Origin of the sequence: Thermogemmatispora aurantia (assembly GCF_008974285.1) — a bacterium.
GTDB classification, from domain to species: domain Bacteria; phylum Chloroflexota; class Ktedonobacteria; order Ktedonobacterales; family Ktedonobacteraceae; genus Thermogemmatispora; species Thermogemmatispora aurantia.
Genome location: NZ_BKZV01000002.1, coordinates 470,863 through 493,719, shown reverse-complemented (window position 1 = coordinate 493,719; position 22,857 = coordinate 470,863). Strand labels below are relative to the sequence as shown.

General features: G+C 60.6%; 18 protein-coding genes. 15 read left to right on the top strand and 3 right to left on the bottom strand.

Going from position 1 to position 22,857, the window contains the following annotated elements:
- Positions 1-279 precede the first annotated feature (279 nt).
- The 9 genes from rnpM (at position 280) to KTAU_RS08705 (ending at position 10,056) form a co-directional block, all read left to right on the top strand.
- Positions 280-636 carry an RNase P modulator RnpM gene (rnpM, locus tag KTAU_RS08745; protein ID WP_228026369.1) on the top strand — a complete coding sequence of 119 codons (357 nt, stop codon included), beginning with the start codon at positions 280-282 and terminating at the stop codon, positions 634-636.
- Positions 637-1,221: 585 nt separating this feature from the next.
- Positions 1,222-3,633 carry a translation initiation factor IF-2 gene (gene infB, locus KTAU_RS08740; protein ID WP_151728020.1) on the top strand — a complete coding sequence of 804 codons (2,412 nt, stop codon included), beginning with the start codon at positions 1,222-1,224 and terminating at the stop codon, positions 3,631-3,633.
- 21 nt (positions 3,634-3,654) lie between these two features.
- On the top strand, positions 3,655-4,095 hold the full coding sequence (rbfA, locus tag KTAU_RS08735; protein WP_151728019.1) for a 30S ribosome-binding factor RbfA: 441 nt from the start codon (positions 3,655-3,657) through the stop codon (positions 4,093-4,095).
- Positions 4,092-5,150 (top strand): DHH family phosphoesterase, encoded by a 1,059-nt coding sequence (locus tag KTAU_RS08730; protein ID WP_151728018.1) that lies wholly within the window; start codon positions 4,092-4,094, stop codon positions 5,148-5,150. The genes rbfA and KTAU_RS08730 overlap by 4 nt, the downstream gene beginning before the upstream one ends.
- The gene (truB, locus tag KTAU_RS08725) at positions 5,117-6,073 is read left to right on the top strand and encodes a tRNA pseudouridine(55) synthase TruB (protein WP_151728017.1); all 957 of its coding nucleotides are present in this window, start codon (positions 5,117-5,119) and stop codon (positions 6,071-6,073) included. The genes KTAU_RS08730 and truB overlap by 34 nt, the downstream gene beginning before the upstream one ends.
- A 143-nt stretch (positions 6,074-6,216) precedes the next feature.
- Positions 6,217-7,155, top strand: coding sequence for a bifunctional riboflavin kinase/FAD synthetase (locus KTAU_RS08720; RefSeq protein WP_151728016.1), 939 nt, complete (start codon positions 6,217-6,219; stop codon positions 7,153-7,155).
- Positions 7,156-7,172: 17 nt separating this feature from the next.
- A complete protein-coding gene (locus tag KTAU_RS08715) occupies positions 7,173-8,027 on the top strand; it encodes an FHA domain-containing protein (RefSeq protein ID WP_151728015.1) in 855 nt (284 codons plus the stop codon).
- A gap of 12 nt (positions 8,028-8,039) precedes the next feature.
- On the top strand, positions 8,040-8,486 hold the full coding sequence (locus tag KTAU_RS08710; RefSeq protein WP_112433009.1) for an FHA domain-containing protein: 447 nt from the start codon (positions 8,040-8,042) through the stop codon (positions 8,484-8,486).
- Positions 8,487-8,688: 202 nt separating this feature from the next.
- On the top strand, positions 8,689-10,056 hold the full coding sequence (locus tag KTAU_RS08705) for an FtsW/RodA/SpoVE family cell cycle protein (protein WP_151728014.1): 1,368 nt from the start codon (positions 8,689-8,691) through the stop codon (positions 10,054-10,056).
- Between the two features lie 159 nt (positions 10,057-10,215).
- Here the strand turns inward: KTAU_RS08705 and KTAU_RS08700 are convergent, their stop codons facing one another.
- Positions 10,216-12,024 carry an MptA/MptB family glycosyltransferase gene (locus tag KTAU_RS08700; RefSeq protein WP_151728013.1) on the bottom strand — a complete coding sequence of 603 codons (1,809 nt, stop codon included), beginning with the start codon at positions 12,022-12,024 and terminating at the stop codon, positions 10,216-10,218.
- Positions 12,025-12,179: 155 nt separating this feature from the next.
- Between KTAU_RS08700 and KTAU_RS08695 the strand changes: the two genes are divergently transcribed.
- Together KTAU_RS08695 and KTAU_RS08690 are read left to right on the top strand one after the other, a co-directional pair.
- Positions 12,180-12,845, top strand: a complete 666-nt coding sequence (locus KTAU_RS08695) for a hypothetical protein (RefSeq protein ID WP_151728012.1) — start codon at positions 12,180-12,182, stop codon at positions 12,843-12,845.
- Positions 12,846-12,899: 54 nt separating this feature from the next.
- Positions 12,900-14,339 carry a hypothetical protein gene (locus KTAU_RS08690; protein ID WP_151728011.1) on the top strand — a complete coding sequence of 480 codons (1,440 nt, stop codon included), beginning with the start codon at positions 12,900-12,902 and terminating at the stop codon, positions 14,337-14,339.
- Positions 14,340-14,630: 291 nt separating this feature from the next.
- On the opposite strand, the gene KTAU_RS08685 is transcribed toward KTAU_RS08690, so the two are convergent.
- A complete protein-coding gene (locus tag KTAU_RS08685) occupies positions 14,631-15,008 on the bottom strand; it encodes a lipopolysaccharide assembly protein LapA domain-containing protein (protein WP_151728010.1) in 378 nt (125 codons plus the stop codon).
- Positions 15,009-15,331: 323 nt separating this feature from the next.
- Between KTAU_RS08685 and mutS the strand changes: the two genes are divergently transcribed.
- From mutS to KTAU_RS08665, 4 genes are all read left to right on the top strand, one after another.
- Complete coding sequence (gene mutS, locus KTAU_RS08680) at positions 15,332-18,148, top strand: DNA mismatch repair protein MutS (RefSeq protein ID WP_151728009.1); 2,817 nt, start codon at positions 15,332-15,334, stop codon at positions 18,146-18,148.
- Between the two features lie 165 nt (positions 18,149-18,313).
- A complete protein-coding gene (locus KTAU_RS08675; protein WP_151728008.1) occupies positions 18,314-19,468 on the top strand; it encodes an acyl-CoA dehydrogenase in 1,155 nt (384 codons plus the stop codon).
- An 89-nt stretch (positions 19,469-19,557) separates the two neighbouring features.
- Positions 19,558-19,980 carry a zinc ribbon domain-containing protein gene (locus KTAU_RS22350; protein WP_228026368.1) on the top strand — a complete coding sequence of 141 codons (423 nt, stop codon included), beginning with the start codon at positions 19,558-19,560 and terminating at the stop codon, positions 19,978-19,980.
- A gap of 361 nt (positions 19,981-20,341) precedes the next feature.
- The gene (locus tag KTAU_RS08665; protein WP_151728007.1) at positions 20,342-21,817 is read left to right on the top strand and encodes an MFS transporter; all 1,476 of its coding nucleotides are present in this window, start codon (positions 20,342-20,344) and stop codon (positions 21,815-21,817) included.
- Positions 21,818-22,043: 226 nt separating this feature from the next.
- Here KTAU_RS08665 and KTAU_RS08660 read toward each other — a convergent pair whose 3' ends face one another.
- Positions 22,044-22,583 (bottom strand): DoxX family protein, encoded by a 540-nt coding sequence (locus KTAU_RS08660; RefSeq protein ID WP_151728006.1) that lies wholly within the window; start codon positions 22,581-22,583, stop codon positions 22,044-22,046.
- Positions 22,584-22,857: the final 274 nt, after the last annotated feature.

Sequence of the window (22,857 nt, the reverse complement as noted above, 5' to 3'; positions counted from 1 at the left end):
GGAAGTCGCTGATTCACCTCTGCTTCCTGGCCCGCGCCAACCTGGCGGGCCAGCGGCGCGGCACGAGTAGATCCTGTGGCTCTCGGCCTTCTCTCCTCCACTTCCCGGCAGACAGCAGGTGTTGCCTTTCACCGGGTGGCTGTAGGGGTGGGTCAGGAGGCGGGGACGATCTGCGACGAGCCAGTCCAGGGCCACATGACCAGCAAGGGGCCTGGCTGTGGCTGGGGCTGACCGGCACCCATCGAGAAGCATATCGAGAAGAAAGGGCAGGAGTACCTCATGATGGCCAAAGCCGCTAAGGGAGGGCGCCAGAAACACGTTCCGCTGCGTACCTGCATTGCCTGCCGCGAAACCAGGCCAAAGCGCGAACTGCTGCGCATTGTGCGCACGCCCGAGGGACGGATTCTACTCGACCCAACCAGCAAGAAGTCCGGGCGCGGAGCTTATCTCTGCGCTCGCTATTCCTGCTGGCAAAAGGCGCTCAAGGTCAAAAAGGCAGGTGATCGCTGTCTGTTAGAGCACGAGTTTGAGCTGCCGCTCTCCGCCGAGGACCGTGCGGCGCTGGAGGAATACCTGGCCACCTTGCCGCGAGAGGAGCAGCCTCCCACAGGCCTGGCCAGGCCCGTGACCACCTAGGCGCGCGCTAAGCTGGGCGAGCGCTCTTGCATGCGGCTGCCAGAGGGTAGACAGACGCTCGTTGCTCTCCCGCTCTCCATGTCCTTCCCAATCTGAGCCGTGGTGGCACAGAGCGGCAGGACCGGGGAGAAAATTGGCTACAGGCTCAACTATAGCGGGTTGCAAGGGTCCAGCGAGTAGGCTATACTGGAGAAAAGTTCGCAGCTTCCTGAATCCTTTGTTACCCTGTCCAGGGTCGAGGGATAGGAAGCGAGTGGGCGCTTTCCTTGTTGTTATTGTTGTATGTGTCACGCGATCTTGACTCTTCTTTACAGAGACACAGCCCCTCGTCTACAGGGCAGACGTGGTGCGCCAATGTTTGCGGAGCAAGGGCTATGCTAGGATAACCATAGCAGCGACTACGCCAGAGTGCGCAGACTGAGACAAACATGCCTGGCCTGCATTAGCGAGGGCTGTCTCCTCCCTTCATCCGAATGGCGCCTGCCTTTGTTGGAAGGGAAGGTGACAGTCCTTTGTTGTGGCTGTGAAGAGAGGTCTCCACCGCCAATTGTGGCGCATCATTCTCGATAGAAGGGAGTCTTCTTCATGAGAAATACATCTGAATCAACCACGAACACCAACGAGCAGGCGAAGGCAGCGACGACGCGCAGCCGTACCGGCACTCGCCCGAAAACTGAGAACGCCACACAGGGCGGTCAGGAACGTTCGACCAAGCCAGGCGCTCAAGGTGCACAGCGCCGCAGTGCGCCGCCGGCGGGTGCGCCTCCGGCGCGCAGTCAGCCGCAGCACCAGCAGCATCAGCAGCATCAGCAGTATCAACCACATCAGCATGGCAGCGGAGCTGGCCAGCCGTCGCAGCAGAGTGGTGCGGGTGTAACCTCCGTTCAATCCCAACGCCCGGGACCGGGGAGCGGTCAGCGGGGTCAGCGGCCCGGAGGAGGGCCTCAGTCCCAGCGCTCTGCCTCGCCCACTGGTGGGGGAGCGACCAGGTCGACAGCGGGAGGAGGGACTTTCAGCGGTGGAGCCTCTGGGAGCGCCACCGCCACTCGTAGTGGTGGACACGGTGGGGCGGGTCCCACTGGGGGAGGTGGTGCCAGTGCCCATGCCCCGGTGCCGACCTCGGCCTCCTCGCGGCCTGCGGCTCGTCCCCGTCCTGGTGGAGGACGGCCTGGCTCCTCATCTCAGCGCAGCCATGAGCGGCATAGCAGCATTGTCAGGGAGAAACCCCCGACTGGTCCCGTGGCTATTCCGCCGCAGATTGTCGTCAGGGACCTGGCCGAGCTACTGCACGCGACGCCTACGGAGATCATTCGTCATCTGATCAAACATCACATCTTTGCCAGCATTAACCAGGTGGTCGATTACGAGCAGGCGGCCCTGGTAGCGCGCGATCTTGGCTTTGAGCCGACGCCGCAGGTTATCTCGCCGACCAGCGCCAGCCTGCAGCGGGGGGCGTTGCCGACCAGCGCTGTGTTGGAGGCGGCGCGCGACGACAAAGATACCGTGCCTATTCCGCCGGTGGTCACCATTATGGGCCATGTCGATCACGGTAAGACCACCTTGCTCGACATGATCCGTAAGACCCGTGTGGCCGCTGAAGAGGCTGGAGGAATCACTCAGCACATCGGAGCCTACCAGGTAGAGGTCAAGGGGAAGAAGATCACCTTCCTCGATACGCCTGGCCATGAGGCTTTCACCGCCATGCGCGCGCGTGGAGCGCAGGTCACACACATTGCTGTCATCGTAGTGGCCGCCGATGACGGGGTGATGCCGCAGACGCGTGAAGCTATTGATCACGCTCGCGCCGCCAATGTGCCGATCATCATCGCTATCAACAAGATCGACAAGCCGACGGCCAATCCTGAGCTGGTCAAACAGCAGCTGGCCGAGATCGGTGTGATCGTCGAGGACTACGGCGGAGACACGGTCTGCGTACCCATCTCGGCCCGCACCGGGGCTGGCATCGACGAGCTGCTGGAGATGATCCTGCTGGTCGCCGAGATGCAGGATCTGCGGGCCAACCCGAATCGTCCAGCTGTCGGCGTGGTCATCGAAGCCAAGCTGGAGAAGAATACTGGTCCGATGGCCACCATCCTGGTCCAGGAAGGAACCCTCAAAATGGGCGACCACATTGTCGTCGGGCCATTGGCGGGCAAGGTGCGCGCTATGTTCAACGACCGGGGCAAGCGCATCCAGAAGGCGCCTCCTAGCACGCCAGTGAGCATCCTTGGTCTGCCCGAGGTACCTCAGCCTGGCGATCGCCTCGAAGTAGTGCCTGATGAGCGCACTGCCAAGCAGCGCGCTGCAGAGATTGCTGAGCAGCGCCGTGCCGAGAGCAGCTTGCCGGGCCATGTCAGTCTCGATACCCTCTACATGCAGATGCAGGAAGGAAAGACCAAAGAGCTGAATATCGTCCTCAAGTGCGATGTTCAGGGAACGGTCGAGGCGATCAAGAATGCCTTGCTCAAGCTGGGCGAGGAGAAGATCAAGCTGCATCTCATTCACGAGGGCGTTGGCAACATCACCGAGACCGATGTCCATCTGGCTGCCGCTTCCGGAGCCATCATTATCGGCTTCAACGTTAAGGCCGATAACGCAGCTCTGCGTCAGGCTCAGAAAGAGGGCGTCGAAATCCGCTATTATGATGTGATCTATCAGCTGATCGAGGACATCGAGGCCGCCCTCAAGGGCCTCCTGGAGCCAACCTATCACGAGGTGGTCGAGGGCCATGCCGAGGTGCTGCAGCTCTTCCGCAGCGGCAAGAACACCGTGATCGCCGGCTGCCGGGTTACGGATGGCAAGATTACCCGCGCTTCGCAGGTGCGTGTGCTGCGTAACGGAGCGAAAGTGCACGAGAGTCGTGTGGCCTCATTGCGGCGAGGCAAAGATGATGTGCGTGAAGTGGCCGCCGGTTATGAATGTGGTATGATCATTGAAGGCTTCAGTAACGTACAGATTGGCGATATCATTGAAGCCTTCAGGCAGGAAAAGGATTGAGGCCCAGGAAGGGGATGGATCATGCCAAACCTGTATCGCCAGGAAAAGCTGGGTGAGTTGATTGCCGAGGAGCTCAGCGATCTGCTGCGCACGCGCATGAAAGACCCGCGCATCGGCTTTGTCAGTATTACGCGGGTAGAGGTGAGCGGTGATCTGGCCCACGCCAAGGTCTATGTCAGTGTGCTGGGCAGCGATGAGGAGCGCCGCAATACGATGGCGGCCCTCAAACGGGCTACCGGCTTTCTGCGCCATGAGCTGGCGGGTCGTCTGGTACTGCGACATGTGCCTGAGCTGGTCTTCAAGCTGGACCTCTCGCTAGAGAAAGGGGCCCAGGTCATGGAGCTGATCAAGCAGATCGAGCAAGAACATGCTCAGCAGCAGGAATCTCAGACTGGCCTGCCTCCTCAGCCGGACGTGGAAGAAGAGCGAGGTCAGACCACTGATTCAACGGAGGCGGAATGAGCGCATCTGCGACTGCCCTGGCCGCTCAGCTACCAGTGGATCAGGTGGAGCGTGCCCTGGCCTTGCTAGGTCCGGCCCGGCGCGTGGCCCTGCTGGCCCATGAGCATCCTGATGGGGACTGTCTTGGCTCCGCCCTGGGCCTGGCGCATATGCTCTGGGCCTTGGGCAAGGTAGCGGTGCCCTGTTGTGCCGACCCGCCGCCGCGTGCTTATTCCTTTCTTCCAGCGCAGGAGCGCTTTCAGCAGGACCTGGGAGATGAGGATTTCGATCTGGTGGTTGCGCTTGATGCAGGAGAACTGCCGCGCTTTGGCCGCCTCTATGAACGTCACCGCTCCTTTCTGGAGCAGGTGCCGCTGCTCAATATTGATCACCATATCAGCAGTGCGGGCTGTGGGCAGGTGGCGATCATTGATCCAACAGCCGCGGCTACAGCGGAGCTGCTGGTCCTCTTCCAACAGCAGGCCCAGCTGCCGCTGATGCCGGAGGCGGCCCTCTGCTTGCTGACAGGCTTGATGACCGATACTGGCTCGTTCCAGTTTCCCAGCACGACCGCTCGCACGCTGGAGGCAGCCGCTCTGCTGCTGCAGGCCGGAGCCTCGCCCGAGCCGATCGCCCAGGCCGTCTTTCGTACGCGCCCGCTGGCCCAGGAGCGCCTGCGGGCCAGGGTCCTGCTGCAGGCGCAGACGGCCTGCGATGGGCAACTGATCTGGTCGTGGGCCAATGATGCCACGCTGGCCGAGACTGGAGCTTTGCCGGAGATGGATGATAATCTGTCCGGCCTGCTCCGTGATATCGAAGGAGTGAAGATTGCGGCCTTCTTCAAGAGCTACGGTACACCCGGCACGACGCGCCTGAGCCTGCGCTGTGCGGCTCCCTATAACGCCGCAGAGATCTGCCAGCGCCTGGGGCGCGGCGGTGGCCATGCCCGCGCCGCCGGGGCCACACTTGATCTGCCGTTGGAGCAGGCGATTCCTTTTGTAGTAGCCAGGCTGGAGGCTGAGCTACGGCGGGGAGGGGAGCAATGGACGGCATCCTCAACATCAACAAACCCGTAGGTCTCACCTCGCACGATGTTGTCGCGCGCGTGCGCCGTCTGCTGCGTCAACAGCGTGTGGGCCACGCTGGGACGCTGGACCCGCTCGCCAGTGGCGTTCTGCCCGTCTGCGTCGGTCTCGCCACGCGCGTTGCCGACTATCTGAGCGAGAGTGGCAAAGCCTATCAGGCCGAGATTGTCCTGGGGGTAGAGACCGACACCTATGACCGCGAGGGGCAGGTTCTGAACACGCAGCCGGTCCCAGATATTACTCGTGAGCAAATTGAGAGTCTCCTGCGCACCTTTCTCGGGCCACAGCTGCAGGTGCCTCCGCCCTACTCAGCGATCAAGCTGCAAGGGGAGCCGGCCTATCGTCGCGCGCGGGCTGGTGAAAGCCTCAAGCTGGAAGCCCGCCCGGTCGTGATTGAGCGCCTGGTCCTCCTCGCCTGGGAAAAGCCGCGGCTACAGCTAGAGATCGAGTGCAGCAAGGGAACCTACATTCGCTCACTGGCCCACGACCTGGGCCAGCGCCTCGGTTGTGGAGCTTATCTGAGCGCCTTGCTGCGTACGCGCAGCGGGCCATTGACGCTGCAGGAAAGCATCACGCTGGAGCAGCTGGCCGAGGCGCTGGCAAGCGGCAACCTTGAGCGTTATCTGCTGCCGCTGGATATTGCTCTCCAGCATTACCCGGCTCTTGTCGTCGATGCTAAAACTCTGGAGCGGGTCCTGCATGGGAACAGCTTTCGCGCTCCCGGGTCGGAGTCAGACAGCCTGACCTTCGCCCTGGCCTCCAGCAGGGAACAGGACGGCCCCCACCCAGGAGAGCAGCCCCCGCTGGCGCGCGTCTGCGACGAGCAGGGCCGGACCTGGGCCTTAGCTGTCTGGCAGCCAGAGCAACGCCTCTGGCACCCGATGCGGGTCTTTCGACCCGAAAGACCCTCCTGAGCGAGACGGCAACGGCGCGCAATTCCCCCAGGCTGGTTAAGAAAGGGCGCGATTGTTGCCTGACCACTAGAGCTGTGATACTATTAAAACGCCCGCTGCGGGTGCGACACTGAGCAGAACGTAAAGGGCCACCACTATTCATTATGAACTATCAAACCACCGTAACCGCGCAGGAACCAATTGTCATCACCATCGGGAACTTCGATGGCATTCATAGAGGGCACCAGCGCCTGCTCCATGAGCTGCGAGCATTGGCGGCGACCCTGGGCTGTAAACCAGTGCTGCTGACCTTTGAGCCGCATACGCTGGCGGTCGTACGGCCCCATGTGCCACTGCAGTGCCTGACCTCACTGGAGGAGAAACTGGCGCTGGCGCGGCGCTATGGCGGGGTCGAGGACTACATCGTAATAGAGTTTACGCCGCAGGTCGCGGCCATGTCGGCACGCCAGTTTCTGGATGAGCTGCGTGCGGCCTTTGACCTGAAAGGGCTTGTGGTAGGCGAGAACTTCAGCCTGGGGCATAATCGCGAGGGCAATATCGCCTTCCTGCAAGGCTATGGCGCAGAGCATGGGCTGGTGGTCCGCGCGCTCCCGCTGGAGGAGATTCGCGGGGTACGCGTGAGTAGTACAGAGATTCGCGCGCTCGTCAGTGCAGGCCGAATCGCCGAGGCTGCCGATCTGCTCGGACATCCCTTGCTCTTGAGCGGCATCGTCGTTCACGGCGATCATCGTGGCAGGCTGTTGGGTTTCCCAACGGCCAATATTGTGCCAGAGCCGTTTCGCTTACTGCCGGCCAATGGCATCTACGCGGCGCGGGTGGCGGTGGAGGAGGCGGGAATGAGTGACGTGTTTTCTTCTCCTCACGTCTATAAGAGTGCGGTAAACGTCGGGATTCGTCCTAATTTTCCCAGCAAGCGCCCACTGGTGGAGGCGTACCTGCTGGATGTCGAGCTTGATCTCTATGGCAAGCGCATTCTGGTAGAATTCATCGCGCGATTACGCGATGAGCGGCGTTTTGACAGTATAGAAGCCTTGAAGGAGCAGATGGCCGCCGATGTGGAGCAGGTTCGGCAGATTCTGTAAAGGGAGCGTGAGCCAGGGTGAAAACGCGCCAGAATCCACTCTCACGGTTTGAAGCCTTTATGCAGCGGCTGATCGAGGGGCCGTTTGCCTTTCTCTTTCCTTCGAGACTGGAGCCGGTGGAGGTGGCCCGCAAGCTGGAGCGGGCGATGGAGGATAACGTTTTCCAGGGGGTGGATCGCCTGCTGGCACCAAACGTCTACGATATTTATTTGAGTATCAAGGATCATCAGCGTTTCTCCCCCAGCCAGGCGATTCTGGTCCGAGAGTGGCAGGAAGATCTAGTGAATCTGGCCCGCCAACGACACTATACCCTGCGCTCCAATCCGGTACTGCGCCTGCACGCCGACAGCAGCTTGCGCCCTGGCCTGGTTCGCATCGAGGCCGAACTGGTTGACCGGCAGCATCGCACCGGCGATCCCAGCGTCGATGGCGAGGTGATGGAGACCCAGGCCCTGAGCGCCGAGCAGCTCGCGCAGCTGCGGGCCCAGTTGCAGTCTGGCCAACTCTTGCCCGGCATCGATGTGCCCGCCGGCTCCTCGATGAGTGGCCTGGCTACCGTCCGCCCCGCTCCCCCTATGCCGCAAGCCTGGCTGACCATTCGCGTGCCACAGGGCCAGCAGATCTATCGTATCGAGAAGCCAGTCATCAATATCGGGAGACAGCTCAATAACGATATTATTGTGGAAGATAAGCGCGTCTCGCGCTACCATGCGCAAATCAAATATCAGCCCAATGGCCAGTTTATGCTCTTCGATCTCGGTAGCACGAACGGAATCACAGTGAATGGGATGCCCGGGGTACGGCAGCATACCCTGCGCAGCGGCGATCGTTTCACCATTGGAAGCTACGATTTCTACTTTGAGCGAAGGTAGGGACACTGACTCATGCCTTTGGATGTCTTTTTATTGATATTAAGGATCTTGCTGCTCATCCTTCTCTACCTCTTTTTGATGCAAGTTGTGCTGACGATCTCCCGCGATCTGCGCAGGACGGCGGCGCTGGGAAGCGAGATGAATGTGCGCACGCCGCCGGTGGTCGGGCATCTGGTGGTGGTCGATAGCGGTCCCAGCAATCTGCTGCCGGGGACGCGCTTTGACCTGATGCCACAAACAACGATTGGACGTGGCCCTACCAACACGATCCAGCTGCCCTACCCTTTTATTTCCGCCGAGCATACGCGGCTCTGGTATCGCAATGGTGTCTGGTATGTCCAGGATGCCGGTAGCGTCAATGGTACCTTCCTGAATAGCAAACCGGCTCGTGAGCCATTACCCGCCCGGCCCGGTGATCTGATCCAGATCGGGCCGGTCTCTTTTAAGCTCACGCCCTAGCTCGCAGAGCCTGCTCTTCCCTCCCCGATCCCTCTGACTCGCTCACTGGCTCGTTTGATCGGTTGAGGGGCGCGCTAGTAGGCAGCGGCGTGGCTGGTTGGGTTCGGTTCGGTCACTCTTCATGCGCTCGCTAGGGTTCGGGGGGATGGCGCGGCGCGCTCCGGTTTGCCAAGACTCGCTGACAGTGAAAGGTCTGGCTGCAATGACGTTTCGCTATCGCTGGAAAGAACTGGGATTGTTCATTATCCCATTCCTGATTCTGCTGCTGGGCATGTCCCAGCTCTTGCTTGCTAATCGTGATCAGACCTCCTCGCTGAGCACGCGCAATTTGCCGCCGATCCAGGGCCTTATCCCTATCCTGGGTCTGATCGCCCTGTTTGTGACGGTCAACATCGTGCTGAGCTTCTTTTTCTCGCGAGCTGATCAGATGCTCCTGCCGCTGGTGGGATTACTCAGCGGCCTGGGGGTCCTGATGGCGATGCGCATCGGTCCCGATATCAATCGCCCTACGCTGGGGACGCAGCAGCTGATCTGGGTGATCCTGGGCATTATCATGTGCATGGTCACGCTCTTCGGCCTGCGTCGCATGCAGTGGCTGGAGCGCTACAAATACACCTGGGCTGTGCTGGGCCTCGTTCTGGTCTGTGTCACCCTGATCAATACCCTCCATGTGAAGAACCTTGACAGCCCGACGCATGACCAGCTCAAGCTGGGTCCTTTTGCCTTCCAGCCCTCGGAGTTGCTCAAGATCTGCATTGTCATTTTCTTTGCGGCCTACCTGAGCGAGAATCGCGATATTCTGGCTGGCAAAGGCCCGCGCTTTGGTCCTTTCCGTCTGCCGCCATTGCGCCAGCTCGGCCCTGTCTTTATGATGCTGGGCATTGCCTTGCTGCTCTTCCTGGTGGTCCGCGAGTTAGGGCTGGCCCTGTTGATCTACGGCCTCTTCCTCTGCATGATCTACCTCAGCTCGCAGAAGAAGTCCTATGTCTTCTTTGGGTTGCTCCTCTTTGCCCTGCTGGCCCTCATTGGCTACTCACTCTTCAGCTATGTGCGCACCCGCTTCGCGGTAGTTAGCTTTGATGTGGTAAACTGGCAGCACTGGACCGCCGCCCAGACCAACTTTGCCGAGAACCAGGGCTTCCAGATCGTCCAGGGACTGATCACGCTCTCTAGCGGTGGCATTCTTGGCGCCGGCCTCGGTCTGGGGCATCCGACGATAGTTCCGGTAGTGGAGTCGGATATGGTCCTGACGGCCTTCGGCGAAGAGTTGGGGCTGGCGGGCTTATTGGCCCTCATCGGCCTCTATCTGCTGCTGATCTACCGCGGCTACCGCATTGCTATGGAGGCCCGTGATCCCTTTAACCAGCTGCTGGCGGCGGGCCTGACCTCCATCTTCGCCCTGCAGACCCTCATTATTGCCGCTGGCAATATCAAGCTGCTCCCCCTCACTGGTATTCCCCTGCCTTTCCTGAGCTATGGTGGTAGCTCGGTGATCGCTAACTATATCATAATCGGCCTCCTCCTGCGCATCTCTCATAATACCGCCCTGGAGCGTGAAGGGCTGGCTTAGCTGCCAATACTCTGCCCTCGGTGGCTCCAGGCGCATCGGTTGAGCCGAAGCCGGCGCGCCGTCTGATCAGAGCCCAGGTGACGCGCCGGAACTCTGGCTCGCTTCCGCGGAGGAAGTTGCTCTGTCCATCTCGCCCATTGCCTCTTCCCTGGCACTCACTCAGGAGACTGGCAAGCGCCCCTGCCGTTGCGGGTCGCGTCCCTGTCCGCGGCTCGCCAGCGGCAGCGGTGGCGCTGCTAGCGTTGACCAGGTTCGCTGACGCCGACGCTGGGCCAGCATGAGCGGGATGAGCAGGAGCAGGAAGGACCAGCCCCACAGGCCGCGCAGCCAGCTGATCTGTAGGCCTGGGAAGAAGGGAAGCCCTGTGCGCTCCATTCCCCAGACATAGCCGGCGTAAATTGAGAGCATGCAGAAAGCGGTGAAGGCCGTAGTAACGGCAAAGGCTCGCGAGCGGAGCAAGGATTGCCAGCTCTTGTCGCTTGCCAGCACGAGCAGGCTTAAGCCAACCCAGCTCACCAGATACCACGGCCAGAACCAGGTTGAGCCGACGAAACAGAAGAGAAGCCAGGCCAGGGCCATCCAGCCGAAGAGGGCCGGAAGCGAACGGATAGAGGCAGGCCGTCGCAAGGTGTAGAGGCAGAGGCTACCATAAGCGAGGACGAAGAGCAGGCTGGCGATAGCGTGGGCGATAATCTCAGGATAGGAACCCGTATTTGGATCAATCTGAATCAAGCGAATCTGGGCAATCGTCGCATAAAGATGTACTAGGAATTCATATGGGGTGTTGCGGGCCATCGAGGCGCTGGGGTTGACCTGGAACAAGCGCAGGACTGCCCCGTGCTGCCAGAATGGCCAGTAGAGCAGCACAATACAGCCAGCGTAAGCGAGCAGCATGGCGGCTGGTAGGCGCAGGCGCTGCCAGAAAGGACGCCGCTCCTCGCGGGCCAGGAGGAAGAGCAGCAGACCGGGGAAGATGACAATAAAGGTAATTTTGAGACAGGCAGCCAGGGCCAGAACCAGCGTGGCTGCCAGCAGCCAGGGCAGCTGCTGACGGCGCTGCCAGTGGAAGAGGAGCCAGCAGGCCAACATGATGAGGAAGAGAATAGTGGCGTCGTTGTGGGCATTGACGCAGGCCTCCAGGAGGAGCAGGGGATTCCAGGCCAGAGCCAGGGTGGCGGTGAGACGAACCAGACGGAGGCGCGGGGACGGGGCCTCTTGCGGCGCAAGCGCCAGGCCGCTGCTGCTCCAGAGAAGGATGGTGGCGCCGAGATGCATGGTCAGACCGAAAAGACGCAGGAGAAGAACCATGCTCCAGACGCTGCTGTGGTGAAGCTGCAGAGCCAGCCACTGGAGCAGGCTGGTGCAGGCAATCCAGGTTGGGCCATAGGCCGAGGGCTGAGTTGTCCAAAAGATGTATTGGTAGATGGGATCATGAGAGATAGCAATGGGCAGAGTGGTCAGGGGATTGAGATGGTAAATTACGCCTATGCGAGCGTAGGTAATGTAAGAAAAAACGTCTTGTGAAGTCAGAGCAGGATATAATACTAGAATGAAACCGAGGAAAGCGGTCGATAAGAGGATAAAGCGGTAGGAGATCAGGGGAGGCAATGCGCGCAGGGCTAGCAGATAGAGCAGACAGACCAGAGCCAGCCCGCCGCCGAGCAGGAGCAGATCGTGCCAGTTCAGCGGAACATTGTGCAGGGCCTGATTGTCAAGGGGATGCCGCGATGAGACGAGTGGCTGGTGGGGAAAGAGGAGGTGCGTTGGCAGGAGTAGCCAGTGCTCCACCCACGAGCCGGGAAAAGCCTGGTAAAAGTAGAGTGCGCGCAGGGGAAGGATGAGGCCAAGGGCCATCAGGGCCATCCCTAGCAGCAGCACGAAGAAGACGGGTAATGATCCTGAAGCAGGCTCCGTCTTCCGCGATTCTTTTGTATAGCCTTGAGCTAGAGGAGTTGCTGGGTATGTCATCTGAAAAGGTACCCCCGCCGTGATCTGAGTACTATCCACGCCCTGGTCCTGTTGAGATGGGACCAGCACCGGTATTTATGCCTATCGCTAGGCATAAATACCTAAACATAGTATACGGTCTCGTGTAAAGTGCCGCTTGTTCGTGGGGGCCAGGCATGGTATACTTTGGCAGAAGGGAGCCGCGTGCCATTCAAGCGACTGCTTTGGGCAGAGCAAGTACAATGGGCCAGTACCAGCAATGGCTACTCTGTCAGGAGACTGATCAGAGCCTGAGACGGAAACTGGAGGCGCTGGAAGCTGAGCGAGCCTCTTTGTTAGAGCAGCTCAGCCAGCTAGAGAGAGCGCAGCCGCGGCCAGAGAATCAGCTGGTGCGTCTGCTGCTGAGCGTATTGGAGGGGGAAGGGCAGCAGCAGGGTCAGCAGCAGGCGCGTGTGAATCTCTCGCCGTCGTCCTCCGGTGGTTCTGGAGCCTTACCAAGGCGTCAAACGAGCGAGGCTACTGGGAGCTTTGGCCCCGCTCCTGTGCGGACACCCTTGCCCGCGATAGGGGCTGAACAGCGTGGTAGTAGTCTTCCTGCTCCTCACCAGGAGAGCCTGGCTCAGCTGGGATGGCCGGTGAAGTTGCAGGAGCTTGAGCTGCCTGAGTGGCTCCATCGTCTGACCATCTCCTCGGGTAAAGATCGGCGCCCCGGTCCCATCGATGAAGAGCGGATACGCACCAATCGCCTGGTACAGCGCTGGTTGGAGCGCTGGGGGCGCATTTCCCCCTCGCCATCTTCGCCCCAATCCCCCGCCTTGGGAGAGGGCCCAACCCAGGAGTAGGAGTGAAGGCTCCTGCCGACTGACTGGCCCCATGCTCTGCTTGAGGATACTGAGATGAATAACAGCGAGCAGTTGCAGCGTCTCTACAGCCGCCTGAGCCGGCGCGACATAGAGGAGTTCTATGCTGGCTATCAGCTCTGGTTAGCCGAGCAGCGCCTGGCTGTGTTGCAGGCGGAAATCCAGGCTCTGCGTCAGCAGATTGAGCAGAACGCGGAGCGTCTGCGTCAGCTTCAACCGCCCGAGGGGGTGGTGAACCTGCTGACTGCTCTGCGCGAGTGGGGTGTCAGCGATGTCGTCTTGCTCGATCGCCTCTGCGAGCGAGGTGAGGAATGGTTACAGGCGATGTTTCACCGGCTCGATACCTGTCGTCAGCTGGGCCTCTTTGATGGCGATTATACGCGTTGGTGTGAGCATGCTCTGGAGGGAGCCTATGACTGGCTCGATTCGATCGAGGAGGGCACGCTCCCGGCTGCTGAGATGTTGGCCCCGGCTGAGAGTGCTGCGCTTGCGGCGTGTGAAGAAGATGGGACTGAAGACGAGCTGACAGAAGATGAGTTCTTGCGCCGCTTGCTGCGTGAAGAGGCCACTGCTGGTAGCCTGCCCGCCATTGCACCAGCGGAGGTGGTGCTGGTCGACGGCTCTGAGCCTGCAGCCGTGGCGTCTCCTGTGACAGCCGAGCAAGCCGAGCAAGCCGCGCCCGCTGAGGTGGTTCCGCTGTCTGAGAAGGAGGTGCTCCAGGCGACCGAGGCCGAGCTGGCGAGCGGGGCTGCGATAGCAGAGGCGCCCGCTGACCAGAGCGATGGAGCAACGGAGGCGGAGACGCTGGAGAGGACTGGCGAGGGACTGCTGCCCAGTGATACAGCTGAGACGCTGGCCTCCGAAGCTGGACTTGAGCAACCCTGCTCTTCCCTGGCAGAGCCGGCTATGCGTGAATATGCGAGTGACGCCACGAATGAGGCAACGCTGGTCTCTGAGTCCGCAGAAAACCAGGAGCTAGAGAGCGAAGATGGAGCCGAGGGACGTCTTTCCTCGGCAGAGCAGGAGAAGATGGAGTCCTCTCCAGAAGGGGCTTTCTACGAGTTTAGCCCTGCCGGCTCCCCCGAAGTCATTTCGACAGCGGAGGAAGTGATCTGGCCCGAAGAGGAGAACTTGCTCTTCTCAGCAGGGGGGGATGCTACCAGCGCCGAGCTGGAAGGTGATGAAAACGGTGGGGACACGGCAGAAGTGTCTCAGCTCGCTGCTGAGGCTCAGGTCCAGAGCGACGCCCCTGCTGAAGCGGAGGCCGCAGCTCTCGTTGAGCTGGACGAGCAGCCGCAGGAAGAGGAAGAGCAGTCTGCGCAAGTGCCAGCCAGGAGTGAGGGAACCAGCGATGCCAGCGAAACGGTGACCAGGGCTGGCGAGGCGATTCGCGTGCGGGAAGATGATGAGGATACGGCGGCAGAGCTGCGTTTCTGGCAGCGCATTTTTGGCCGGCATGGCGTCGAACTCGATTGATCGGCTGACGTGTGGTGTGACTCACTGCCCTTCCTCCTCAAGCGGACAAACAAAGGAGAGAAGGACGCTGTGAGGAAGAATCATCATCCCTCGGGACGGGAAGCGCCAACCCGTCCTTTTCTTATGCCAGCTCTTCATGCGCTCATGGAGCTGGCTGAGCCGTAGCTGATCACTTCACTGATCGACTCACGACTCAGACCAGGCATCCGGCGGCACGTCCAGTTTCACCAAAGAGGAGAGAGCATGGTCTGCCTCGGACCAGAGAGGAGGCGAGGCGGAGCTGCTCTCGCCTTAATAGCCTCCAGGCGGATAACCGGCGGGAGGGCCGGGATGATGGCCAGGGGGGGTGCTGGGACCGGGCATGCCTGGGATACCGGGCATTGGGACAACCGGAGGCATCTGCGGAAGCGGGCCGGAAGGAATGCGCGCCACCTGCGCAGCCTGCAGGGCTGCCGCCTTCTCCCGCTCAAGTTCTTCCACACGCTGGCGCAGTCGCTCCAGCTCTCGCCGGTCCTTGAGCGAGGCCAGAACCGCGATCACATAGAAAACCAGTGCGCCCAAGAGGAACGAAAGCAAAAGCAGCACCCCTACCGGAAGAGGAATATGGAGGTGCCAGGAGAAGAGTGACAGCTCAACGTCGCTCAATGGAGACCCGTTTGCAGTCATCATGGTGCACCGTTCAACAGCAGATCTATCGATGCGTGCTTATTGCTACATATAGTGCCAGCGTCTCGACGCTCATGCGTGAGCTTACCTTACGAGCGAGATCGGAGGAAGAGACCGCGCCAGGAAGAGCCGGGCCTCGCGACGTGGTTCCTCCAGCCCACATGGGGATGTTCAAAGTATATGCAAAAGCTAATCGTACTGGCAACCGAGTAGGACTGAACAGCTAGCGGTGCTGACGAGCGGCAGGATGGCTAGAACGCTTTTACAAAGCGGTGGATTCGGGGTAAACTAAGCATCACGCCAAGAGTCTCTGGGAGAGGTGAACCGTGCTATTTGAGGAGTACGAGAGAGGTCAGCAGAGCAACCATAGTCCGATCCGGTCTCAGTATCTTGCCATCAAGGAGCGCTATCCCGACACCATCCTCTTTTTCCGTATGGGCGACTTCTATGAGATGTTTGACGAAGATGCCGAGATCGTGGCGCGGGAGCTGGAGATCGCCCTGACGCGGCGCGATTTTGGTCGCGGAGAGAAGGCTCCCATGGCCGGGGTGCCGCATCAGGCAGCTGAAAGCTACATTGCTCGCCTGGTAAGCAAGGGCTACCGGGTAGCTGTCTGCGAGCAGGTCAGCGATCCGGCCCTCTCGCGGGGGCTGGTAGAGCGCGAGGTGACGCGCATTGTGACGCCGGGAACGGTAGTTGAGCCGGCCATGCTGGCTGCCAAGCGTAATAACTTTCTGGCGGCGGTGGTGATGGGGCGCAACGCCGTCGGCGTGGCCTATGTGGACATTACCACGGGCGAATTTGCCACAACGCAGATTACAACGGGCGAGCCGGAACTGACTTTACAGCAGGAGATAGCGCGCATTGCCCCGGCGGAGGTTCTGGTGGAGGCCCACTATGGGCAGTCAAGCAATCGCAAGCGGCGCTGGCTGGCAGCGCTGATGAGTGAGAAGCCGCTTCCCCGCCTCGGCAGCAATGGCGATCCTGAAGGGGCGGCGGCCTTCTTGGGGGAGCAGAACGAGCTGGATGAGGACGATGATGAGGATTACGCTCCGCTGGCGCGCCTCTTCAAGGGGCTGGCTGGTCATGTGACCCCCTACGATGCCCGCTTCTTCAGCGAGGCGGATGCGCGCCATCGCCTGCAGACTCACTTTGGCGTCGTCTCTCTAGAGGGCTTTGGCTGCGAAAAGCTACCGCTCGCCATCCGCGCCGCCGGGGCTGTTCTGGCCTATGTGCAAGAGACGCAGAAGGAGATTGTGCCCCAGCTCGCCGCTCTGGAGACCTACTCGACCGCTAGCTTTATGACTCTTGACCCCCATACTCGGCGCAACCTGGAGCTCTTCGAGAGTGGACGCAGTGGTACCCTCAAAGGTTCGCTGCTTTGGGTGCTCGATCGTACGCGCACTCCAATGGGCGGACGCTTATTGCGCCGCTGGCTTGGTCAGCCGCTCCTGGATATTACGGCCCTGCGTCAGCGCCAGGAAGTGATTGCCGAGCTGTTAGCCGACCCGCTGGTGCGGGCGCGGCTTGGTGAGATCCTCAAAAAAATTGGCGATGTCGAGCGCCTGATCAATCGTGTGCGCCAGCGCATCGCCGGTCCACGCGATCTCATCGCCCTGGCCAGCAGCCTGCGCGGAGCGGCGGAGATCCGCGCCGACCTGGCGGCTGATAAGGAGGGGGCGGCAGCGCTGCGCGCAATGCCCTCGCTAGCGGCCTTGCTGCAACGGTTGGCTGATACCGAAGAGGTCATTACGCTGATTGAGCGCGCCATTGTGCCGGAACCGCCGGCAAGCACCTCCGAGGGGGGGATCATCCGGCCCGGTTTCAACGACGAACTCGATCAGTTGCGCGCGCTCTCACAGGATGGGCAGCGCTGGTTAGAGCGTCTGGAGCAGCGCGAGCGGTCCCGAACTGGCATCAGCTCCCTCAAGGTAGGCTACAACAAAAACACCGGCTATTTCATTGAGGTCTCCAATGCTCACAAGCAGCGTGTGCCTGCCGACTATCAGCGGCGCCAGACTCTGACCAACAGCGAGCGCTTTGTGACGCCAGAGTTGAAGGAGTACGAGGCGACCATTCTCAATGCGCGCGAGCGCATCAACAAGCTGGAGAGCGAGCTGTTTGCCCAGATTCGGGCAGAGATCGCCGCTCAAGGCTCGGAGCGAGTGCTTGCCACGGCTCATGCCTTGGCCGAGATCGACGTCTATCTGAGCCTGGCCGAAGTGGCAGCGCGCAATAACTATTGTCGTCCTGAGCTGAACGACGGGGATACCATTCGCATCATTGCCGGGCGCCATCCGGTTGTGGAGCAGGCTCAGCCGGATGTGCCCTTTGTCCCCAACGATGCGGAGCTGTCGAATCACGAGGCGCAGATTCTCATTATTACTGGGCCGAATATGGCGGGGAAGTCGACCTATCTGCGCCAGGTGGCGCTGATCACCCTGATGGCCCAGATCGGCAGCTATGTGCCAGCCCAGGCGGCCACCATCGGCATTGTGGACCGCATCTTTACACGCATTGGGGCCCAGGACGACCTGGCGACGGGCCAGAGCACCTTTATGGTCGAAATGGTGGAGACGGCCAATATTCTGCACCATGCTACCCCGCGCAGTCTGGTCATCCTCGATGAGATCGGGCGCGGTACCAGCACCTATGATGGCCTGGCCATCGCGCGGGCAGTGGTCGAGTATCTGCATAACAATAAGCGCTGTGGAGCACGGACGCTCTTCGCTACCCATTATCACGAATTGGTAGAGGTAGCGCGAGTCCTGCCGCGCATCCGCTGCTTTAATGTAGCGGTCAGTGAGGAGGAGGGCCGTATCCTCTTTCTGCGCAAGATCGTCCCGGGCGGGGCCGATCGCAGCTATGGGGTGCACGTGGCCGAGCTGGCCGGCATTCCACGCCCGGTCATCCATCGGGCACAGGAGATTCTGGCGGAACTGGAGAGCAAGGGCGAGGCTCAGGCGCGACGTAAGGCTATGAAGGATATGACTATGCCCTTGGGTTGGCAGATGACGCTCTTTGCCGCGGAGTCGCATCCGATCCTTGAGGAGCTGAAGACCCTGGATATCGAGAGTCTGACCCCGATTGAGGCCATCAGCAAGCTCTACGAGCTGCAACAGCGAGCGCGCCGTGAGAGCTGAATCGCGCGCTGCGCCGGCCTACCTCTGCGGCCCTTCTCTCCCTTCGGCGGGGGAGGGAGCCTGCCCATCTGGCACGAGGGCGGCCTCTCTGTGGTATATTTCAAAACACAATGGTTGTGTCCTGTGCTTTGTTTCTGATCGAGATCCAGCAAAGGAGCGTCGTCTATGGCGGTTTCTCATCTCTCTCCCGAAGAAGAGGAGCTGATTGCGGCTATTCGCGAAATTGCAACCGAGCGTGTGGCGCCGCGCGCGGCAGAGATAGATCGCACGGGGGAGTTCCCCTGGGATATGAAAGAGCTGCTGGCGCAGCAGGATATCTATGCCATGCCCTTCCCCGTGGAGTATGGGGGTCTCGGCTCAACGAAGCTGGCGGTGGTCCGTGCTATTGAGGAGTTGTCGCGCTGCTGTGCGACGACGGGCCTGCTGCTGGCAGTGCAGCAGCTGGGGGCTATGCCGATCTTGCTGGCTGGCAGCGAAGAGCAGAAGCGCAAGTATTTACCACCGCTGGCGCGCGGCGAGTGGCTGGCAGCCTTCGGCCTGACCGAGGCCGGCTCTGGTTCGGATGCGGCGGCCATGCGCACAGTGGCGGTGCGCAAAGGGGATCGCTACATTCTCAATGGCTCGAAGCGCTTCATTACCAATGGAGGTCTGGCTCAGGTCAATACGGTCTTTGCTCTGACCGATCCGCGGGCGGGAACACATGGCATCAGCGCCTTCATTGTGGAGCGAGATTTTCCAGGCTTCGCCGTGGGGCGTATTGAAGATAAAATGGGGATCAAAGGATCGCAGACGGCGGAGCTGATCTTTAATGATTGTGAGGTGCCGGTGGAGAACCTGATCGGGCGCGAGGGCGATGGCTTCCGCATTGCCATGCGCACCCTGGATCGCACGCGGCCCGGCATCGGGGCCCAGGCCGTGGGCATCGCTCAGGGAGCACTGGATCTGGCTGTCTCCTATTCCAAGCAGCGGGTGCAGTTCGGGCGTCCGATCGCTGAAAACCAGGGCATTCAGTTTATGCTGGCCGATATGGCCACCAAGGTCGAGGCGGCGCGCCTGCTGGTCTATAATGTGGCGGAGATGATCGATCGTGGCGAGGAGCGCTTTACAATGTACTCCTCGATGGCCAAGATGTTCGCCTCGGATATCGCGATGCAGGTAACCAGCGATGCCATCCAGATCCTGGGCGGCTATGGGTACATGAAAGAGTATCCGGCAGAGAGGATGCTCCGCGATGCCAAGATCACCCAAATCTATGAAGGAACCAATCAAATTCAGCGCCTGGTAATTGCGCGCGAGTTGCTGGCGCGAGCCTCAGCCTAGGTAAGACCGTGAGGCTGGAGCCGTGAATAAGCGGGCGATCCGTCGCCCGCCTGCTTTTGCCTGGCGAGAGGCGCAGCTGCCACAGGATTGTGGAAGCCTGTCCTAACCCGGGGTTGCGCCTCTCCCGGCGAAGGGACCAGGGACAGAACCCTCTTACGACCCAAGATTGTTCTGATTGTGGGTATCGGGTGCAGAAATCGCTCAGTGTGCGTACTCAGCTTGGTCCTCCCTGTGGCCTGATACTTGACCGGGACTGGAACGCCGCGCTCAGTATTCTTGTGACTGACCTGGCATGGCTGGCTGCGCACCCGGCGAGCGCAGGGCAAAGCCGTACCGCCAGGGGCAAGCGGGAATGGGTGCCTCGCCAGAGGAACAGAACGCTTCGAGACAGACCGCCCCTACGCGCGTGTTCGCGAGGGCACGACGCAAGCGGGCTGGATGAACGAAGAATCCCCCCCTACATTTATGCGGGGGAGTGTCAATGCACCGTCTCTGTAAAGGCTTGGGAATAACAGAGCTGTACAACCAGAGAAAACCATCCCATCTTCTTGCGAGCAGTACCTCGTGAAAATCCCTCAACACGAGCGCAAGCATCGACAATCTTCGATCGCTTTGTGCTATCATGAAGGAAGATGCGAGGGGAGCTGGCCACCGATGGCAAACTGATGCTCTCCGCCGCACCCGGCATCGGGCGGGCAGCAAAGTGGGCATGCCGCCAGCAGCTATCACGTGCGAGCAAAGTAGCCGATTGCCAGAAAGCTAGGTCTATGAAGCAAGCAGCCAGGAGAAAGCAGACGGCTGCTTGCGGCGGGATTGTCCCAGTGGCTCGCCTGTGCCTGATTGGCAGACCTGATTGGAGATGGGCACCGGATCATGAAGAAGCTGGAATACAAATGGATCGCGCTGTCGGTTGTCACCCTCGGCTCATTGATGGTCGCCATTGACTCGACCATCGTCATCCTTGCCCTGCCAGCTATGTTGCAGGACCTCCATTCTGACCTGGTGCGTATGACCTGGGTGATCACCAGCTATTTGCTGATCAGCACTGTTCTATTGCTCTCCTTTGGCAGAATGGCCGACATGTTTGGCCGCGTTCGTCTCTATAACCTGGGCTTTCTGGTCTTCACCATTGGCTCTGTGCTCTGCGGCCTGGCTCCCAACGATCTCTTTCTGATTGCGGCCCGTGTCCTGCAGGGGGCTGGGGGAGCCATGCTTAATGCCAACGCGATGGCCATCATCACCGAAGTCTTTCCCCCGGGCGAGCGCGGCACAGCGATGGGCTTTAACTCCATCACCTGGGGAGCCGGTAGTGTTCTCGGCCCCGTTCTTGGTGGCCTCATTCTCTCGCTGGCCAGCTGGCGCTGGATCTTCCTTGTCAACCTGCCCGTCGGTCTGGTTGGGATGCTTGCCGCCTATTTTCTCCTGCACGAAATCGCCCCGCGTCAGCAGCGGGAGCGTTTCGACATCCTCGGCGCCCTCCTCTTCTGTGTCGGTCTAGTGGGCCTCCTCTTTGGTCTTCTGGAAGGTATCAGCGTTGGTTGGCGCTCGCCCCTTATTGTGGCTCTGCTCCTCATTGGCCTTGTCGCTCTGCTTGCCTTCCTCTGGCGTGAGCGCCACTATGCCTATCCCATGCTGAACCTGCATCTGTTCAGCAACCGTGTCTACGCTTTCTCAGTCCTGGCGGCCATGCTGCAATCGCTGGCCGTCTTCGCCGTCAACTTCCTGGTCATCTTCTATTTACAAGGCGTGCGTGGTTACTCGCCGCTAGTTGCGGCCCTGCTCATTCTCCCGCTGCCTCTCTTTATCTCGCTCGTAGGACCGCTGGGAGGGCGCTGGGCTGATCGGGTTGGGGGGACCATCCCGGCCACCGTCGGTCTGGCTCTTCAAGCTCTCGCCCTGCTGCTGCTGGGGCTGCTGACGCCGACCACACCCTACTGGCAACTGGCCCTCATCCTGGCCTTGATGGGCATCGGTGGCTCCTTCTTCTGGTCGCCGAACACCAGCACCACCATGAGCGCCGCCCCACGCAGCCACCTGAGCGTCGCCTCAGCTACCCTGAACACCTTGCGCAACGTCGGCATGATCTTCAGCTTTGCCGTCGCTCTGGACGTGGCCGCTGTCTCTCTGCCACCGGCCCTCGTTGCCAGCGTCTTTCTGGGTACCGTCGGTCATCTGGCGCCCTCCATTGCCCGGGCCTTCACTGCCGCGATGGATCACGCCTTCCTCGCCTCAGCCCTGATCTGTCTGCTGGCTATGGCCTGCTCACTGGTACGGACTGGCAAAGGGCCACAGCTGACGGGTCTTGCCAGCAGACCGCTCCAGTCCACAGCCTCCGAACGCCAGGAGTAGGCAGACAGACAGGCAGGAGCGAGCAGCATCGCTGCTGCGATCCGTATCGTCGATCAAAAACAAAAGGTGCCTCACCGGCTAGGGCTGATCCCTGGCCCTGGAGCTGACCCGGTGAGGCCTCCCGTTCCTCTGCACACAGAAGAAGATGCCGGGCAGACAAGACAACTGGCTATCATCGTCTGCCCGGCAGACTCTCAGAGACTCGTGGCTTGCCGATCCGTTCTGATCAGGAGTGGGCTGTGCCCTGTGCCGGCTCCTGCGAACGTCGGGCCAGCATATTGCCCAGTGGAATCAGGATCAGCAGCAGCACGACCAGAACAACCAGTCCAATCAGGAAGGTCAGCGGCTGAGGCGGAGCGAAGCTGAGCACCTGGTCCAGCGAGAAGCTACCAGCGCCCGTCAGTCCGAGCACCACGCCCATCATCAGCAGGGCCAGGTTGAACTCAAAGCCGCCCTGGCTATTCCAGAAGCCCTTAGCCCAGTGCACCTTAGCGATCGCCACCAGCATCGAACCCATCGGGAGCAAGACCGCCAGAGGCGTCAGCAGACCCAACGCCACCAGCAATCCGCCACCAAACTCACCCAGGGCCACAACCCAGGCCCAGAACGGAGCCGGCTGCAGACCCAGCCTGTTCATCATCTCCTGTGTGCCACGCAGCCCATGACCGCCAAACAGACCGAACAGCTTCTGAGCACCGTGAGCCATGATGATGAGACCAAGTGTCAGGCGCAACAGCAAGAGACCGGTGGCAAGAAGCGCATTCATGGTCCTCTCCTCCTTTCTTTAGACGTCCAGATTACGTCAGATCAGACCAGGCAGACTGTCTGGCGAGAGCCGGTTTGCTTCCCGCTTAGCCGACCCCGAGCGACACGACCTACAGGCCGGAGCGCCAGGGGTTACCGAGCGCCGGCAACTGGCCAGTCTGCTGGAGAGCAAAGGCCAATGAGAGACGATGGACAGGGCAAGCAGCCTGACCGAAGTCGTCACGTCAGGCAAGGGCTGTCCCTGTTGAAAGCGTGGCATCTGAAGCCAGGCAGCG

Excerpts from the sequence above, each read along its gene's own strand:
- KTAU_RS08685 (WP_151728010.1), bottom strand. The coding sequence starts at position 15,008 with ATGATGACTGCAAACGGGTCTCCATTGAGCGACGTTGAGCTGTCACTC.
- KTAU_RS08705 (WP_151728014.1), top strand. The coding sequence starts at position 8,689 with ATGACGTTTCGCTATCGCTGGAAAGAACTGGGATTGTTCATTATCCCA.
- KTAU_RS08675 (WP_151728008.1), top strand. The coding sequence starts at position 18,314 with ATGGCGGTTTCTCATCTCTCTCCCGAAGAAGAGGAGCTGATTGCGGCT.
- KTAU_RS08730 (WP_151728018.1), top strand. The coding sequence starts at position 4,092 with ATGAGCGCATCTGCGACTGCCCTGGCCGCTCAGCTACCAGTGGATCAG.
- KTAU_RS08665 (WP_151728007.1), top strand. The coding sequence starts at position 20,342 with ATGAAGAAGCTGGAATACAAATGGATCGCGCTGTCGGTTGTCACCCTC.
- KTAU_RS08720 (WP_151728016.1), top strand. The coding sequence starts at position 6,217 with ATGAACTATCAAACCACCGTAACCGCGCAGGAACCAATTGTCATCACC.
- KTAU_RS08700 (WP_151728013.1), bottom strand. The coding sequence starts at position 12,024 with ATGACATACCCAGCAACTCCTCTAGCTCAAGGCTATACAAAAGAATCG.
- KTAU_RS08710 (WP_112433009.1), top strand. The coding sequence starts at position 8,040 with ATGCCTTTGGATGTCTTTTTATTGATATTAAGGATCTTGCTGCTCATC.
- rbfA (WP_151728019.1), top strand. The coding sequence starts at position 3,655 with ATGCCAAACCTGTATCGCCAGGAAAAGCTGGGTGAGTTGATTGCCGAG.
- KTAU_RS08690 (WP_151728011.1), top strand. The coding sequence starts at position 12,900 with ATGAATAACAGCGAGCAGTTGCAGCGTCTCTACAGCCGCCTGAGCCGG.
- rnpM (WP_228026369.1), top strand. The coding sequence starts at position 280 with ATGATGGCCAAAGCCGCTAAGGGAGGGCGCCAGAAACACGTTCCGCTG.
- truB (WP_151728017.1), top strand. The coding sequence starts at position 5,117 with ATGGACGGCATCCTCAACATCAACAAACCCGTAGGTCTCACCTCGCAC.
- KTAU_RS08660 (WP_151728006.1), bottom strand. The coding sequence starts at position 22,583 with ATGAATGCGCTTCTTGCCACCGGTCTCTTGCTGTTGCGCCTGACACTT.
- infB (WP_151728020.1), top strand. The coding sequence starts at position 1,222 with ATGAGAAATACATCTGAATCAACCACGAACACCAACGAGCAGGCGAAG.
- KTAU_RS08695 (WP_151728012.1), top strand. The coding sequence starts at position 12,180 with ATGGTATACTTTGGCAGAAGGGAGCCGCGTGCCATTCAAGCGACTGCT.